Below are 16,812 nucleotides of genomic sequence, written 5' to 3' on the forward strand. Positions count from 1 at the left end.
GAAGCTCCAAAAAGCCGCGTCGATAATAAACGCTTCGTAAGGACGATCCCCATGCCCCCACTGCGCTCCATTCAAGCTCGCTATACCCTGTTTCTGGTGCTGTTCGTCCTGGTGCTATTCGTGTTGACCGTCGTCGGTATCGGCCAGTTGGTCGCGCCCACGCTGCGCCATACCGAAGAACAGGTGGTGCTCAACCGCATCAGCGAGGTGGCCGAACAGATCCAGGGCGAACTGAACAAGGTTCAGTCCCAGCAACGCACCATCACCCAAACCATTCCGCTGCTCGACAGCGATGCCATCGACAAGGTCCTGCCCGGCCTGGTCGACCAATACGGTGAGCTGAAGGTGTTCGGCGGCGGTATCTGGCCGCTGCCCAACCAGCGCACGCCGGGGCGCAACAAGCACAGTACGTTCTGGCACCGTGATGCGTCGGGCAAGCTGGCGGTGAACACGTTCTGGAACAGCGACCCCGCCCCCAATTATTACGACCAGAGCTGGTACAAGGGCGGCCTCGCTTCGCCACGCGGCCAATGTGCCTGGGCCGCGGCCTACAAGGACGACGCCAGCCAGGAGCCGCGCACCAACTGCGCCATGGCGATCCAGCGTGACGGCGCGGCGTACGGCGTGGCCACCATCGACGTGACCCTCGGCTTCTTCAACGACTTGGTTGCCAGCAAGGAAAAGGACATCGGCGGGCAGATGCTGATCGTCGAAGGCGACGGCAAGATCATCAGCAACAGCACACGCCTGAACAGCCCGGTGGTCCTGAAGAACATCAGTGAATTGACCGGCACCTCGGCCTTTGCCTCCCAGGTCAGCAAAGCCCTCGCCCATCGCGACCAGGCCTTGCAGCGCAGCGAGTTCGACAACCAGGGCGTGGCCAGCACCTTCTACATGCGCCCTATCGAAGGCACACCGTGGTTCCTCGCCACCGCCCTGCCCACCTCATTGATCACCGCCCAGCGCGATGACGTGCTCGGCAGCCTGGCCTTGCTGCAAATTCCCATGGTGTTGCTGCTGGTGCTGCTGGCGGTGTATGCGATCCGCCAATTGGTGCAGCGCATGAAAACCCTGAAGACCAACATCGACGCGCTGTCCACCGGTGATGCCGACCTGACGCGGCGTATCACCATCCGCGCCGAAGACGAACTGGGCGCCATCGGCCATTCGGTGAACCGCTTTATCGTCTACCTGCAAGACATGATCGGCGAAGTGACCCAAGCTACCGGGGCCATGTCATCGGGCCTTGAGCAATTGCAGCACACCTCGGCGCACACCAACAGCATCCTGGTGCGCCACGCCTCGGAGACCGACCAGACCGTCACCGCCATCACCGAAATGAGTTCCACCGCCGATACCGTGGCGCAAAACGCGGCGGAAACCGCCTCGTTCACCCAGCGCGCCAACGAACACGCCGACCGCTCCCGCGTGGTGGTGGGTGAAGCGTCCACCAGCGTCAGTGCGCTGATCGGCGAAGTCGCCAGTGCCACCCACACCGTCGAGAACATGCGCCAGGACGCCGCGCGCATCACCGAAACCCTCGGCGTGATCGGCGCGATTGCCGGCCAGACCAACCTGTTGGCCCTCAACGCCGCGATTGAAGCCGCACGCGCCGGCGAGCAAGGTCGTGGTTTTGCGGTGGTGGCAGACGAAGTCCGTGCACTGGCGGCGCGTACCCAGGCCAGCACCTCGCAGATCAATGAAATGCTCGCGCGCCTGACCACCGGGGTCAGTTCATCGGTGGCGGCCATGGAAAACACCCAAGCCAGTTGCCAGTCGGCGGCGGATGCCACGGCACGGGTGAACACCGGCCTCGACGAAATGGCCGGCTCGGTCAGCCATATCAATAACCTCAGCACCCAGATCGCCACCGCTGCCGAGCAGCAAAGTGCGGTGACCGAGGAGATCAACCGCAGCATGGTGCATATCCGACATATGGTCGAAGAGCTGGTGCAGAGCGGCCATGCCACCGAAACCAACACGCAGAGCCTGCTGGACGCCAATGGCCGGGTGATTGCGTTGATGAGCCGTTTCAAGGTGCGCTGATACATGGCTGAAACACTCCCGTGCAATGTGCGGGAGTGGGACTATTCTGACAGTTCACAGCCACACAGGAGGTGTGCCATGCGTGCTGTCAAGCAGTCGGTCCGCGTGGAGCGGATCAGTCAGGAACGTTTTATCCAGGCGCCTATCGATGCCATTTACGACTATGTGACCCAGCCGGATCGCTGGCACGAATGGCACCCCACCTCCCTCGGTGCCGACACCGGCACCACCGGTTCCCTCCCCGCCGGGGCGCGTTTTACCGAAATGATCGACTTACTGGGAGTGCGCGTGCCCATGAGCTACCGCGTGCAGATCGCCCGGCGTCCCGACGAGTTCAAGACAGTGTTCACCTCACTGGCCGTCGATGGCTCGATTCACTACTTCTTGCAGCCCTTTCGCGACGGCACACTGTTCAAGCGCGTGCTGACCTATGAAACCGAATTGCAGTTGGCCAGCCTCCATGAACGCATGATCGAGCTGTCGGCGATTGCGTTGGACCGGCTCAAGCAGCGGATGGAAAACGCACTCTCCGTATAATTTTGAAACATTAACCCAACGTCCCACGGATAAAAGCAGGGAGAATGCCCGGCTTACTGCCCGGTATTGGACGAGACCTCAATGAAAACCCCGTTGCGATTGGCCCTGCTTTCAGCGTTGTTCACCACCACCCTGGCCCAGGCCGCCGACCTGATCCCCATCGACGTGCACCGCGACGCCAATTGCGGCTGCTGCAAAAAGTGGATCAGCCATTTGGAAAGCAACGGCTTCAAGGTCAATGACCATGTCGAAGCCGACATGAGCGCGGTCAAACAACGGCTGGGCGTGGCCCCGCGCCTGGGCTCGTGCCATACCGCCGTGATCGACGGCAAGTTCGTCGAAGGCCATGTGCCCGCCGAGCAGGTGCTGGCGTTGCGCAAGCGCGACGACCTGCTGGGAATCGCCGCACCGGGCATGCCCATGGGTTCGCCGGGCATGGAAGTGGATGGGCGCGGTGAGGCGTATCAAGTCATCGGCCTGACCCACGACGGGCAGGACGTGGTGGTGGCGGACTACCCGGCGCACTGATCGGTGCTGATGGGTTACCTGGGGCTGTTTCTCGCCGCGTTTGGCGCGGCGACCCTACTGCCATTGCAATCGGAGGCGGTGCTGGTTGGCCTGCTGGTCAGCGGGCGTTACAGCCTGTGGTTGCTGCTGGGGATTGCCACCTTGGGCAATGTCCTCGGCTCGCTGGTCAATTGGTGGCTGGGACGCTGGGTGGAGCACTTCAAGCAGCGTCGCTGGTTTCCAGTCAGCGACAAGCAGCTGGAAAAAGCCCGCAACCATTACCAACGCTGGGGCCATTGGACGCTGCTGCTCAGTTGGGTGCCCGTCATTGGCGACCCGCTGACGTTGGTGGCCGGGGTGATGCGTGAGCCGGTGTGGCGATTCCTGCTGCTGGTGACCCTGGCTAAGGGCCTGCGTTACGCGGTGCTCGCCGCCGTGACCTTGCAGTGGTTGTTAATCCCCCGTTAATCCCCCGCAAACAGCATCCGGGCACCCTGTTCGGAGCCCCGCCCATGCCTCTATCCCGCGTCTTTTGCATCGCCGGCCTGCTGACGGCCAGCATCTCCCCCGCGTTCGCCGCCAGCTATGGCCCTGAGCTGCAAGGCTTCCAATACCCCTATCCCCTGGAACATTTCCACTTCCAATCCCAAGGCAAAGCCCTGCAAATGGGCTACATGGACGTACCGGCCAAAGGTCAGCCCAACGGGCGCAGCGTGGTACTGATGCATGGCAAGAACTTTTGCGGCGCCACCTGGGAAGGCACGATCAAGGCCCTGAGCGACGCCGGTTATCGGGTGGTCGCACCGGACCAGATCGGTTTCTGCAGCTCCAGCAAGCCCGACCACTACCAGTACAGCTTCCAGCAGTTGGCCCTCAACACCCATCAACTGCTGGAAAAACTTGGCATTCAAAAGGCCACGCTGCTCGGCCATTCCACCGGTGGCATGCTCGCCACCCGTTACGCGCTGATGTACCCCGAGCAGACCGAGCAGCTCGGGCTGGTGAATCCCATCGGCCTGGAAGACTGGAAAGCCTTGGGCGTGCCCACCCTCAGCGTCGACCAGTGGTATGCGCGGGAGCAGAAAGTCAGCGCCGAGGGGATTCGCAAGTACCAGCTCAACACCTATTACGTCGGACGCTGGAAGCCCGAGTACGAGCGTTGGGTCGACATGTATGCGGGCCTGAGCAATGGCCCCGGACACACGCTGGTCGCATGGAACTCGGCGTTGATTTACGACATGATCTTCACCCAACCGGTGTACTACGAGTTCAAGAATCTGCAGATGCCCACCCTGTTGCTCATCGGTACCGCCGACACCACCGCCATAGGCAAAGACATTGCGCCGCCGGCGGTCAAGGCCAGGATCGGCAACTACGCGGTATTGGGCAAGCAAGTGGCCGAGCTGATTCCCCGCGCGACCCTGGTGGAGTTCCCAGGCCTGGGCCATGCACCGCAGATGGAAGAGCCCGCGAAGTTTCACCAGGCGCTGTTGCAGGGCTTGAACGCCCTTTAATCCAACTTTTTCGAGGCACGCGTGAATGTCGGTACAGATCGCAGTCATTGATGATTGGCAGAATGTGGCCAGTGACGTGGTGGATTGGTCGGTACTGGAGGCCGTGGGACGGGTGCACTTCCTGCACGACTACCCGGCCGATACCGCCACGATGATTGAGCGTTTGAAGGGGTTCGCGGTTATTTGCGTCATGCGCGAACGCTCGACCTTCGACAAAGCCCTGCTGCAAGGTTTGCCCCACCTCAAGTTGCTGGTGACCGGCGGCATGCGCAATGCCGCCATCGACATTGCCGCCGCCAAGGCCCTGGGCATCCAGGTGTGCGGCACCGACAGCTATAAGCAGGCGGCGCCGGAGCTGACCTGGGCGCTGATCATGGCGTCTACGCGCAATCTGCTGGCCGAAGCCAACTCACTGCGCGCCGGTGGCTGGCAGGTCGGCCTGGGCGGCGACCTGTATGGCAAGACGTTGGGGGTTCTCGGGCTGGGCAGCATTGGCCAGAAGGTCGCGCAGTTCGCCCAGGTATTCGGCATGCGGGTGATTGCCTGGAGTGAAAACCTCACGCCGGAGCGCGCCGCGCAAACCGGGGTGACCTGGGTCAGCAAGCGCGAGCTGTTTGAGCAGGCCGACATACTCAGCGTTCATTTGGTGCTCAGCGACCGCAGCCGTGGCCTGGTCGACGCCGAGGCCTTGAGCTGGATGAAGCCGACCGCCCGCTTGGTGAATACCGCGCGCGGGCCGATTGTGGATGAGCAGGCGCTGGTGCAGGCCTTGACCGCTGGTCGCCTGGCGGGCGCGGCACTGGACGTATTCGCCGAGGAGCCGCTGCCGGTCGATCACCCGTTCCGCCACTTGCCCAACGTCCTCGCCACGCCTCATGTGGGGTACGTGAGCGAGCAGAACTACCGGCAGTTCTATCAGCAGATGATTGAAGACGTCCAGGCCTGGGCCAAGGGCGCGCCCATTCGCGTGCTCGGCTGACGCACCAATACAGGGCAGCCGCACTCCTATGGAGAGGGAGCTTGCTCCCGTTGGGGCGCGAAGCGGCCCTGAAATCCAGGGAGCACTTCGCACTCCAGCGGGAGCAAGCTCCCTCGCCACAGGCCCCCCGCCCCCCGCAGAAATCTCGTCGCGTACAACTTCGCATATCGTTACAAGTTTTTTGTCCTACAAAATTCCCACATAAACCCTACAGGCTCTAGGATCTGTCCTAGACTGATGACCGATGGGTCCGTTCCAAAACAAAAACCCCGCAAAAAATCGAAACTTTCGAACTCTGCCGTAGGTCCAGTTTTAAGGTAAGGCGAGCGCACACGGTTCAGACCCGATGCCCGTCTATCCAATCTATTTAAGCCGACCGTGCAACTGGCATAAGCCTTGCCAGTTTGTATAGCGCTTGTGCGCCTGGCCGCAGGATGCGGTCTTCGGAGCTAGTGGCAGCGGGCCACTAGCCAACCAACATTGGGAGAGAACTATGATCAGTGCCGCTGTAGATACTCAGGGAGAGCGTTTTAGTAAGGCGGCAGAGGGGCCAACGTCACTGGCCGACCTGCCCAACACTGTGCGGCCGATCGTGAGTAATAATCCCAATCGAAAGAAGGTATTGTTCGTCACCTCCGAGTTTGCCGACCTGGTGAAAACCGGTGGCCTGGGCGACGTGTCCGCGGCCCTGCCCCGCGCCATGGCCCACTTGCACGATGTGCGCGTCCTGATCCCCGGTTACCCGCAGGTGATGGAAAGCGACAACCCGATCCATATCATCGGTGAACTGGGTGGCCACGCCGCGCTGCCGCCGTGCAAGATCGGGCGCATGGACCTCAAGGACGGCCTGGTCATCTATGTGTTGATCTGCCCCGAGCTCTACGAGCGCGAAGGCACGCCGTACGGCGCCAACAACGGCCGCGACTGGCCGGACAACCATATTCGCTTCGCCCGCCTGGGCCTGGCCGCTGCCGACATGGCCGCCAACCTCGCGCAAATCCACTGGTGCCCGGACCTGGTGCACGCCCACGACTGGCCCGCCGGCCTGGCACCCGCCTATATGCACTGGCGTGGGTCACGCACACCGACCCTGTTCACCATTCATAACCTCGCCTATCAGGGCGTGGTCAGCCTGGCCTCGACGCCGGAGTTGGGGATTCCGCCCCACGCGCTGCAGCAGGAAGGCATGGAGTTCTACGGCAAGATGTCGTTCCTCAAGGCCGGCATGGCGTATTCCAGCCATATCACCACCGTGAGCGCGACCTACGCCCAGGAAATCACCACCCCGGAATTCGGCTGCGGCCTCGACGGTTTCCTCGCCGCCAAGACCCAGCAAGGCCTGCTCAGTGGTATCCCCAACGGCATCGATGAAAGTTGGGAAACCTCCACCGACACGCACCTGACCCACAACTTCAATATCGGCGACTGGGAAGGCAAGGCCATCAACGCCGACCACGTGCGCGAACTGTTCGGCCTGCATGACTCCAGCGGCCCGCTGTTCGCCGTGGTCTCGCGCCTGGTTTACCAAAAAGGCCTGGACCTCACCGAAGCGGTGGCCAGCTTTATCGTCGAGAACGGTGGCCAGATCGCCATCATTGGTCGCGGCGAGCCAGAAGAAGAACAGGCCATGCGCGAACTGGCGTTGCGCTTCCCCGGCCAGGTCGGTGTACGCATCGGCTTTAACGAGACCGACGCGCGCCGCATGTTCGCCGGCAGTGACTTCCTGCTGATGCCTTCGCGTTACGAGCCTTGCGGCCTGAGCCAGATGTATGCCCAACGCTTCGGTTCGCTGCCGGTGGCACGCAATACCGGCGGGCTGGCGGACACCATCGAGAATGGCGTCACCGGCTTCCTGTTCAATGAATCCACGGTAGAAAGCTACGAAGAAGCCCTGAGCCGCGCGTTCCGGGTATTCGCCAATAAAGGCCTGCTCAACGCCATGCGCAGCCGCGCCATGACCCAACCCTTCAACTGGTGCCAGGCGGTGGAACCGTACGCCGAGCTGTATGAACAACTGGTCGCCAAGGCCTTGGGGAAATCGACTAAATAATCAAGGGAGGTCTTCATAGATGCCGTTACGGACTTTGGAAACCTGGCCCCACGGCGCAATCATGCTGGACGCGCAACACACGCGTTTTGCCTTGTGGGCGCCAGACGCGTTTTATGTCAGCGTTGAATTGGAAACCGGTAAATCCATCGCCATGCTGCCCCAGGCAGATGGCTGGTTCGAGACCGAAGTGAAGTGCCCGGCGGGCACGCGCTACCGCTACAACATCGATGGGGAAATGGAGGTTCCCGACCCCGCGTCCAGGGCCCAGGCCTCGGATGTGCATGGCTGGAGCCTGGTAGTCGACCCGCTCGCCTACTCCTGGCGCCACGCCAATTGGCAAGGCCGCCCCTGGCACGAAGCCGTGATCTACGAACTGCACGTAGGCGCGATGGGCGGCTACGCCGAAGTCGAAAAACACCTGCCACGCCTGGCTGAGCTGGGCTTTACCGCGATCGAATTGATGCCGCTGGCGCAATTTCCCGGTGAGCGCAATTGGGGGTATGACGGCGTGCTGCCCTACGCACCGCAATCCTCCTACGGCTCCCCCGAGCAACTCAAACACCTGATTGACAGTGCCCATGAGCACGGCCTCGCCGTGATCCTCGACGTGGTCTACAACCACTTCGGCCCTGACGGCAATTACCTGGGCCAATACGCCAAGGGCTTCTTCCAGGAAGACGTGCACACGCCGTGGGGCGCCGGTATCGACTTCGAGCGGCGTGAAGTACGGAATTTCTTCCTCGATAACGCGCTGATGTGGCTGCTCGAGTACCGCTTCGACGGCCTGCGCCTGGACGCGGTGCACGCCATCGACAACCCCGGTTTCCTCCAGGAACTCGCGCATCGCGTACGCCAGCAGTCGGACATCGGGCGGCATGTGTGGCTGGTGCTGGAAAACGAGCTGAACCAGGCCAGCCTGCTCAAGGAGGATTTCGACGCGCAATGGAATGATGACTTCCATAACGTGCTGCACGTGTTGCTGACCGGCGAAACCGATGCCTATTACAGCGACTTTGCCCAAGACCCCACGGCCAAACTCGCCCGTTGCCTGGGCGAAGGGTTTATCTACCAGGGCCACACTACCCGTCATGGTCATGAACGTGGCGAACCGAGCGGTGAACTGCCGCCCACGGCGTTTGTTTCCTTCCTGCAGAACCACGACCAGATCGGCAACCGCGCCCTGGGCGAACGCCTGCACCAGCTCTGCTCGCCACAAGCGCTCGAGGCCGCGACCGCCCTGCTGCTGCTGTCGCCGATGATTCCGCTGATGTTCATGGGCGATGAAGTGAACGCGCGCGAGCCGTTCCTGTTTTTCACCGATCACCACGGCGAACTGGCCGAAGCGGTACGTGAGGGCCGGCGCAACGAGTTTGCCGACTTCGCCGCGTTCCACGATCCCGAGCGACGTGAACGCATCCCGGATCCCAACGCGCTGTCGACATTCGAGCAATCGGCCCCGGTGATCGCCGACCACCCACACGCCCAGCTCTATCGCCAACTGCTCAGCCTGCGCCACCGGCATATCGTGCCGCACCTGCCTGGCGCTCGGGCATTGGGTGCGCAGGTGCTGGCCGACAGCGCCGTCAGTGCGCGCTGGCGCCTGGGCAATGGCAGCCTGTTGCAGATCGACCTGAACCTGAGCGCCACGCCGCTGGATCACCCGGCGACCGCGCCGGTCCTGTTTCAAACGCCGGCCCTGCAAGGTGCGCAACTGCCGCCCTTCAGCGCCCGCGTCACCCTATCCCCTGTTGGAGAGCAGCCTTGAGCGAAGCGAACCTGGAAATCCTCGCCAGCCGCGCGGGCCTGGCCGTCGATTGGATCGACGCAAACGGCCGCCCGCAACGAGTGACACCCGACGCCTTGCGCGCGGTTCTCAAAGGCCTGGGCCACCCGGCCGACAACGATGCCGACATCAACGCCAGCCTGCTTGAACTGGAGCGCGTACAACAAGACAAACACCTGCCGCCCCTGATGACCGTCGACAGCGGTGAAGGCCTCGACCTCGCACGCTACTTCGAGCCCGACACCCTGTGCCGGGTCAACCTCGAAGACGGCGAGGCCCTGGAGCTGCGCCTCGACGGCGACTCGGTGTTGCCCGGCGTTATCGCCCTGGGCTACCACCAGGTGCATATCAACGACCAAAGCTTCACCCTCGCGGTCGCACCCAGCCATTGCTACAGCGTGGCCGAAGCGGTGGACAACCGGCCCGCCCGCGCCTGGGGCCTGAGCGCCCAGCTGTACTCCCTGCGCCGTTTGGGCGATGGCGGTTTCGGCGACACCCTGGCCCTGGAACACCTGGCCCGTTCCGCCGCCGAACGCGGCGCCGATGCTCTGGCGATCAGCCCGATGCACGCGATGTTCAGTGCCGACACCGAGCGCTACAGCCCGTACTCGCCGTCCAGCCGACTGTTCCTCAACAGCCTGTATGCCTCGCCCGCCTGTATTTTGGGTGAACGTGAGGTGCGCAATGCGATTGAAGCCATTGGCCTGGAAGAAGAGTTGCACGCGCTGGAACAGCACACCCTGATCGACTGGCCCGTCGCCGCCCAGGCCAAACAGCGCCTGTTGCGCGCGCTGTATGAAGACTTCCGCCACGGCCATCACCCGCAGCACGCGGACTTTCTGAGTTTCCGCCAGGCCGGCGGCGAAGCCTTGGAAAACCATTGTCGCTTCGAAGCCATACAGGCTGTGCGCGCCGCTGCGGGCGAGGACCTGGACTGGCGCCACTGGCCTGAAGAGTGGCGTTCGCCGCAGAGCCCTGCTCTGGCTTCGTTCGCCGAAGAGCACCACGCCGAGATCGGCTTCTACGCCTTCGGCCAATGGCTGATCGCCCGTTGCCTGGAGCGCGCCCAACAAGCCGCCAAAGGCAGTGGCATGGGCGTTGGCTTGATCGCTGACCTGGCCGTCGGCGCCGACGGCGGTGGCAGCCAGGCCTGGAGCCGCCAGGATGAGTTGCTGGCCGACCTGACCGTGGGCGCGCCGCCCGACATCCTTAATCGCGCCGGCCAAGGCTGGGGCATTTCTGCATTCTCGCCCGAAGGCCTCAAGCGCAACGGCTTCCGCGCCTTTATCGAGATGCTGCGGGCCAACTTCGCCCATGCCGGCGGCTTGCGCATCGACCATGTGATGGGCCTGCAACGCCTGTGGGTGATCCCCATGGACGCCTCGCCACGCGAGGGCGCTTACCTGTATTACCCGGTGGACGACCTGTTGCGCCTGCTCGCGTTGGAATCTCACCGCCACCAGGCCATCGTGCTCGGTGAAGACCTGGGCACGGTCCCCGATGGGCTGCGCGAAAAACTCATCGCCCGCTCGATCCTCGGCATGCGCGTGCTGCTCTTCGAACAAGGCCACGACGGCCAGTTCAAGCCGATCCTCGACTGGCCGGACAACGCCCTGGCCACCACCAGCACCCACGACTTGCCGACCCTCAACGGTTGGTGGCACAGCCGCGATATCGACTGGAACGTCCAGTTGGGCCTGATCGATGCGCCCACCGTGGAGCAATGGAGCGAACACCGCTTGCGTGAACGCCAGGCGCTGCGCCAGGCATTGAGCCAGGACCCGCAGAACTTCGTCGATGAGATCCGCAACGAAACCGACCACATGATCGACGCCAGCGTGCGCTACCTCGGCCACACCCGTGCGCCGCTGGTGCTGTTGCCGCTGGAAGACGCGCTGGGCCTCGAAGAACAAGCCAACCTGCCCGGCACTACCGATACCCACCCTAATTGGCGCCGCCGTTTACCGGGCGAGGCCTCGAGCCTGCTCGACAACGCCGGTGCCGCGCGCCGCCTCGAACTGCTGGCGGTCGCACGCAACCAAGCCTATGAGCGTGACCGATGAAAGCCCTGCCCCTGCGCGCTACCCAGCGCCTGCAATTCCACAAAGGTTTCACCCTGGATGACGCGGTCCCCCTGGTACCGTATTTCGCCCAATTGGGCATCAGCCACCTGTATGCCTCGCCCTTGTTGAGCGCCCGCGCCGGTTCCATGCACGGCTACGATGTGGTCGACCCCACCAGCGTCAACCCCGAGTTGGGCGGCGAACCGGCCTTGCGCCGTCTGGTCGCGGCCCTGCGTGAACACGATATGGGGCTGATCCTCGATATCGTCTCCAACCATATGGCCGTGGGCGGCGCCGACAACCCTTGGTGGCTGGACCTGTTGGAATGGGGGCGCCTGAGCCCCTACAGCGAGTTCTTCGACATCCAGTGGCATTCGCCCGACCCGCTGCTCAAGGGCCAATTGCTCATGCCCTTCCTCGGCAGCGACTACGGCGAAGCCTTGCAGAGCGGCACGCTGACGCTGCATTTCGATGCAACCCACGGTGCGTTTTACGTTGAGCATTACGAACACCGCTTCCCGATCTGCCCACGGGATTACGCGGCGATCCTCGGCTCCGATGAACGACTCAAACCCCTGGCCGACCGCTTCAGCGCCCTCGCCTATCAGGATGACGCCTACGCCGAAGCCGCCTGGCTCAAGCAGGTATTGGCCGAGCGCGCCACCGAAGTCCTGGAGGTCATCGAACAGCGGCTGACCGAGTTCGACGCACGCACACCCGAGGGTTTCCAACGCCTGCATCACCTGCTGGAGCAACAGGCCTATCGCCTGGCCAGCTGGCGCACGGCGGCGGACGACATCAACTGGCGGCGCTTCTTCGACGTCAACGAACTGGGCGGGCTGCGGGTCGAACGCACGGCGGTGTTCGAAGCCACCCACGGCAAGATCTTCGAACTGATCAGCGAAGGCCTGGTGGATGGCCTGCGCATCGACCACATCGACGGCCTGGCCGACCCACGCGGTTATTGCCGCAAGCTGCGCCGTCGGGTGGACGCGTTGTCGCCCGAACGGCACTTGCCGATCTTCGTCGAAAAGATCCTCGGTGAGGGCGAAACCCTGCGGCGCGACTGGCAGGTGGACGGCACCACCGGCTACGAATTCATGAACCAACTGTCGCTGCTGCAACACCATCCCGAGGGCTTTGCGCCACTGGCGGACTTATGGACGCGCCATAGCGAACGGCCTTCAGCGTTTATCGAAGAGGCGCGGCTGGCCCGCCAGCAAATCCTCAACGGTTCCTTGGGCGGCGACTTTGAAAGCGTGGCCCAGGCCCTGTTACAAGTAGCCCGCGACGACGTGATGACCCGCGACCTGACCCTCGGCGCGATCCGCCGCGCGTTGCAGGAACTGATCGTGCATTTCCCGGTGTACCGCACTTACATCAGCGCCCGCGGCCGTAGCGCCGATGACGACACGGTGTTCCAGCAGGCCATGGACGGTGCCCGCACGACCCTCGGCGAGGGCGACTGGCCGGTGCTCGAACATCTGGAAAAATGGCTCGGAGGCCAACCCTGGCGCAATCGCCCGGTGGGCCGTGAGCGCAAGATCCTCAAGCATGCCTGCGTGCGCTTCCAGCAACTGACCTCGCCGGCTGCGGCCAAGGCCGTGGAAGACACCGCGTTCTACCGCTCGGCCGTGCTGCTGTCGCGCAACGACGTGGGCTTCAGCACCGAGCAGTTCTGCGCGCCGCTGGCCGAGTTTCATGCCGTCAACCAACAGCGTTTGCAGCGTTTCCCCGACAACTTGCTGGCTACCGCCACCCATGACCACAAGCGCGGCGAAGACACCCGTGCGCGCCTGGCAGTGCTCAGCGAGTGCGCGCCGTGGTACGTCGAGCAAGTGGAGCATTGGCGCACCCTGGCAGCGCCGTTGCGCGACGACGCGACCACACCGTCGGCCGGCGATGAGCTGATCCTGTATCAGGTGTTGCTGGGCAGTTGGCCGCTGGACCAGGCCGAGGACGTCGAGGGGTATCACCAGCGTCTGTGGCAGTGGCAACAAAAAGCCCTGCGCGAAGCCAAGTTGCAGAGCAGCTGGAGCGCGCCCAACGAGGCCTATGAACAAGGCGTCGAGGCGTTTCTTACACGCCTGCTGCTGACTGAGGAAGGTCGGCCGCTGCGCAACGCAATCGGCAGCGCCGCCCAGGCCATCGCCCCCGCCGGCGCGGTAAACGGGCTGGCGCAAACCTTGCTTCGCATTACCGTGCCGGGTGTGCCGGACCTGTACCAGGGCGATGAGTTCTGGGACTTCAGCCTGGTGGACCCGGACAACCGTCGCCCGGTGGATTTCACCGCGCGGCAACACGCACTCAACACCCCGCCGGACATCGGCGAACTGTTGTTCAACTGGCGTGACGGGCGTATCAAACAGGCATTGATCGCCCAAGTACTGGCCTTGCGCAAGGCCCATCCGGACGTGTTCCGCAGCGGCCGCTATACACCGCTGGAAGTCGTCGGCGAACACGCCGAGCGGGTGGTCGCGTTCTGCCGTGAACACCAGGGCAAACGCCTGCTGGTGGTGGTGCCACGTTGGCCTTATCACCTGCTTGAAAACGGTGTGCATCCCCAGATCAATGCGCAGGTTTGGGGCGATACACGGGTGAAATTACCGTTCGCCGCGCCAACGCAAAACTGGAAGGGACTTTTTCATACAGGCGCAGTCACACCAGACAAGGAGCTGTTGATCAGCACTGCCCTGGGGGATTTCCCGGTCAATGTCTTTATCAATCCTGATGATCAAGAAAGCTGAAAATTTTCTGTGAGGAGCATTGTGATGAGTACTGAAGACAAACGCATACGCGAACTGGCGCATCAGATCTGGGAGTCTGAAGGTAAACCCCACGGGGAAGACGCGCGCCACTGGGAGATGGCGCGCAAGCTGGCCGAAGCCGAAGCGCTGACGCCGAGCAAACCCAAGCCCGCCGCCAAGCCCAAGACCGCACCCAAGCCTGCGGCGAAGGCCAAGCCACCGGCGCCCGCCGCAAGCAAACCGGCGCCCCCGGCGGCCAAGAAGCCGCCAGCGCCGAAAAAGCCCAAGGCTTAACGCGCACGGGGCCACGAACCTTTTGCCGGCGCTGTCGGCAAAAGGTGATTTCACTCTTCTTCTCATCCGCTGAAAACTCGTCAGCAGGGCCGCGTTCGGCCCGAAAAAAAATAGCCTTGCAGGAGCAACAAAATGAGCAAACCCCATAAGACCCCATCGACGCCGGGTAACGAGCCGTCGCGGATTCGTGAAGGTTTGCCCTTCCCCCTCGGCGCGACCTGGGATGGCCTGGGTGTCAACTTTGCGCTGTTCTCGGCCAACGCCGAGAAAGTCGAACTGTGCCTGTTCGACGACAGCGGCGAAGTGGAACTCGAGCGCATCGAATTGCCCGAATACACCGACGAAATTTTCCACGGTTACTTGCCCGACGCCCACCCTGGGCTGATCTACGGCTACCGCGTGTACGGTGCTTATGACCCGGCCAATGGGCATCGTTTCAACCACAACAAATTGCTGATCGACCCCTACGCCAAACAGTTGGTGGGCGAACTCAAATGGTCCGAAGCGCTGTTCGGCTACACCATCGGCCACCCGGATGACGACCTCAGTTTCGACGAACGTGACAGCGCGCCATTCGTGCCCAAATGCAAGGTCATCGACCCGGCGCACACCTGGGGCAACGACCAGCCGGTGCGGGTGCCGTGGGACCGTACGATCATCTACGAAACCCACTTGCGCGGCATCAGCATGCGCCACCCCTCGGTGGGTGAATCGGTGCGCGGCACCTGTGCCGGGTTGATGGAAGATGACGTGCTCAAGCACATCCGCCAGTTGGGCATTTCGTCCGTGGAACTGCTGCCGGTGCACGCCTTCGTCAACGACCAGCACTTGCTGGAAAAAGGCATGACCAACTACTGGGGCTACAACAGCATTGCGTTCTTCGCTCCTGACCCGCGCTACCTGGCCAGCGGCAAGATCGCCGAGTTCAAGGAGATGGTCGCGCACCTGCACGAGCAGAAGCTGGAAGTGATCCTCGACGTGGTCTACAACCACACCGCCGAAGGCAACGAGCGCGGCCCGACCCTGTCCATGCGCGGCATCGACAACGCCTCCTACTACCGGCTGATGCCCGACGATAAACGCTTCTACATCAACGATTCCGGCACCGGCAATACCCTCGACCTGAGCCACCCGTGCGTGCTGCAGATGGTCACCGACTCCCTGCGTTACTGGGCCACCGAGATGCACGTCGACGGTTTCCGCTTCGACCTGGCGACCATTCTCGGCCGCTACCGCGACGGCTTTGACGAGCGTCACAGCTTCCTCGTGGCCTGCCGCCAGGACCCGGTGCTGCGCCAGCTGAAAATGATCGCCGAGCCTTGGGACTGCGGCCCCGGTGGCTACCAGGTGGGCAACTTCCCACCGGGCTGGGTTGAATGGAATGACCGTTTCCGTGACACCGTGCGCGCCTTCTGGAAAGGCGATGACGGCCAGTTGGCAGACTTCGCCGGGCGCATGACCGCCTCGGGCGAGATGTTCAACCATCGCGGTCGCCGCCCGTACAGCTCGGTGAACTTCATCACTGCCCACGACGGTTTCACCCTGCATGATCTGGTGTCGTACAACGACAAGCACAACGAAGACAACGACGAGAACAACCAGGACGGCAGCAACAACAACCTGTCCTGGAACCATGGCGTCGAAGGCCCTACCGACGACCCGGAAATCAACGCACTGCGCCTGCGTCAGATGCGCAACTTCTTTGCCACGCTGCTGTTGGCCCAGGGTACGCCGATGATCGTGGCCGGTGATGAATTCGCCCGCACCCAGCACGGCAACAACAACGCCTACTGCCAGGACAGCGAGATCGGCTGGGTCAATTGGGAACTGGACGACGACGGCAAGGCGCTGCTCAAGTTCGTCAAGCGCCTGATCAAGCTGCGCCTGGCCTATCCGATCCTGCGTCGTGGGCGCTTCCTGGTGGGCGACTACAACGAAGATATCGGCGTGAAGGACGTCACCTGGTTATCGCCGGACGGCAATGAGATGACCACCGAACAGTGGGAAGACAGCCACGGCCGTTGCCTGGGCATGCTGATGGATGGCCGCGCCCAGGAAACCGGGATCCGCCGTGCCGGCGCCGACGCTACCCTGCTGCTGGTGGTGAATGCGCACCACGACATGGTCAATTTCCGCCTGCCACCGGTGCCGGAGGGAGAGTTCTGGACCTGCATGCTCGACACCAACGAACCGGCGGTGCGCGGCCAGGAACGCTTTGAGTTCGAGCACGAGTACGGCGTGACCGGCCGCTCGCTGCTGCTGTTCGAACTGCAGCGTGACGACGAGGTGTGA

The 16,812-nt window shown here is 62.9% G+C and carries 12 protein-coding genes; all 12 read left to right on the forward strand.

Annotation, left to right across the window (positions count from 1 at the left end):
- The first annotated feature begins 51 nt into the window (after positions 1-51).
- Positions 52-2,046 carry a methyl-accepting chemotaxis protein gene (locus tag AB1462_RS20425; RefSeq protein ID WP_367247765.1) on the forward strand — a complete coding sequence of 665 codons (1,995 nt, stop codon included), beginning with the start codon at positions 52-54 and terminating at the stop codon, positions 2,044-2,046.
- Between the two features lie 78 nt (positions 2,047-2,124).
- Positions 2,125-2,583 carry an SRPBCC family protein gene (locus tag AB1462_RS20430; protein WP_090403714.1) on the forward strand — a complete coding sequence of 153 codons (459 nt, stop codon included), beginning with the start codon at positions 2,125-2,127 and terminating at the stop codon, positions 2,581-2,583.
- A gap of 81 nt (positions 2,584-2,664) precedes the next feature.
- Positions 2,665-3,111 carry a DUF411 domain-containing protein gene (locus tag AB1462_RS20435; protein ID WP_315338237.1) on the forward strand — a complete coding sequence of 149 codons (447 nt, stop codon included), beginning with the start codon at positions 2,665-2,667 and terminating at the stop codon, positions 3,109-3,111.
- 3 nt (positions 3,112-3,114) lie between these two features.
- Entirely contained in the window at positions 3,115-3,558 is a 444-nt protein-coding gene (locus AB1462_RS20440) for a YqaA family protein (RefSeq protein WP_367247767.1), read from the forward strand.
- Positions 3,559-3,602: 44 nt separating this feature from the next.
- Positions 3,603-4,604, forward strand: a complete 1,002-nt coding sequence (locus tag AB1462_RS20445; RefSeq protein WP_090403708.1) for an alpha/beta hydrolase — start codon at positions 3,603-3,605, stop codon at positions 4,602-4,604.
- A gap of 25 nt (positions 4,605-4,629) precedes the next feature.
- Positions 4,630-5,583 (forward strand): D-2-hydroxyacid dehydrogenase family protein, encoded by a 954-nt coding sequence (locus AB1462_RS20450; RefSeq protein WP_367247769.1) that lies wholly within the window; start codon positions 4,630-4,632, stop codon positions 5,581-5,583.
- A 493-nt stretch (positions 5,584-6,076) separates the two neighbouring features.
- Positions 6,077-7,633, forward strand: coding sequence for a glycogen synthase GlgA (glgA, locus tag AB1462_RS20455; protein WP_259192969.1), 1,557 nt, complete (start codon positions 6,077-6,079; stop codon positions 7,631-7,633).
- 19 nt (positions 7,634-7,652) lie between these two features.
- Positions 7,653-9,398, forward strand: a complete 1,746-nt coding sequence (gene treZ / locus AB1462_RS20460; protein ID WP_259192970.1) for a malto-oligosyltrehalose trehalohydrolase — start codon at positions 7,653-7,655, stop codon at positions 9,396-9,398.
- Complete coding sequence (gene malQ, locus AB1462_RS20465) at positions 9,395-11,479, forward strand: 4-alpha-glucanotransferase (protein WP_315338230.1); 2,085 nt, start codon at positions 9,395-9,397, stop codon at positions 11,477-11,479. Before treZ ends, malQ begins: the two co-directional genes overlap by 4 nt.
- Entirely contained in the window at positions 11,476-14,226 is a 2,751-nt protein-coding gene (locus AB1462_RS20470) for a malto-oligosyltrehalose synthase (protein WP_259192972.1), read from the forward strand. The genes malQ and AB1462_RS20470 overlap by 4 nt, the downstream gene beginning before the upstream one ends.
- 24 nt (positions 14,227-14,250) lie before the next feature.
- The gene (locus AB1462_RS20475; RefSeq protein WP_065925222.1) at positions 14,251-14,520 is read left to right on the forward strand and encodes a DUF2934 domain-containing protein; all 270 of its coding nucleotides are present in this window, start codon (positions 14,251-14,253) and stop codon (positions 14,518-14,520) included.
- 132 nt (positions 14,521-14,652) lie between these two features.
- Positions 14,653-16,812 (forward strand): glycogen debranching protein GlgX, encoded by a 2,160-nt coding sequence (glgX, locus tag AB1462_RS20480; protein ID WP_259192973.1) that lies wholly within the window; start codon positions 14,653-14,655, stop codon positions 16,810-16,812.

Source organism: Pseudomonas sp. SB113 (genome assembly GCF_040754745.1).
Classification (GTDB): Bacteria; Pseudomonadota; Gammaproteobacteria; order Pseudomonadales; family Pseudomonadaceae; genus Aquipseudomonas; species Aquipseudomonas grimontii.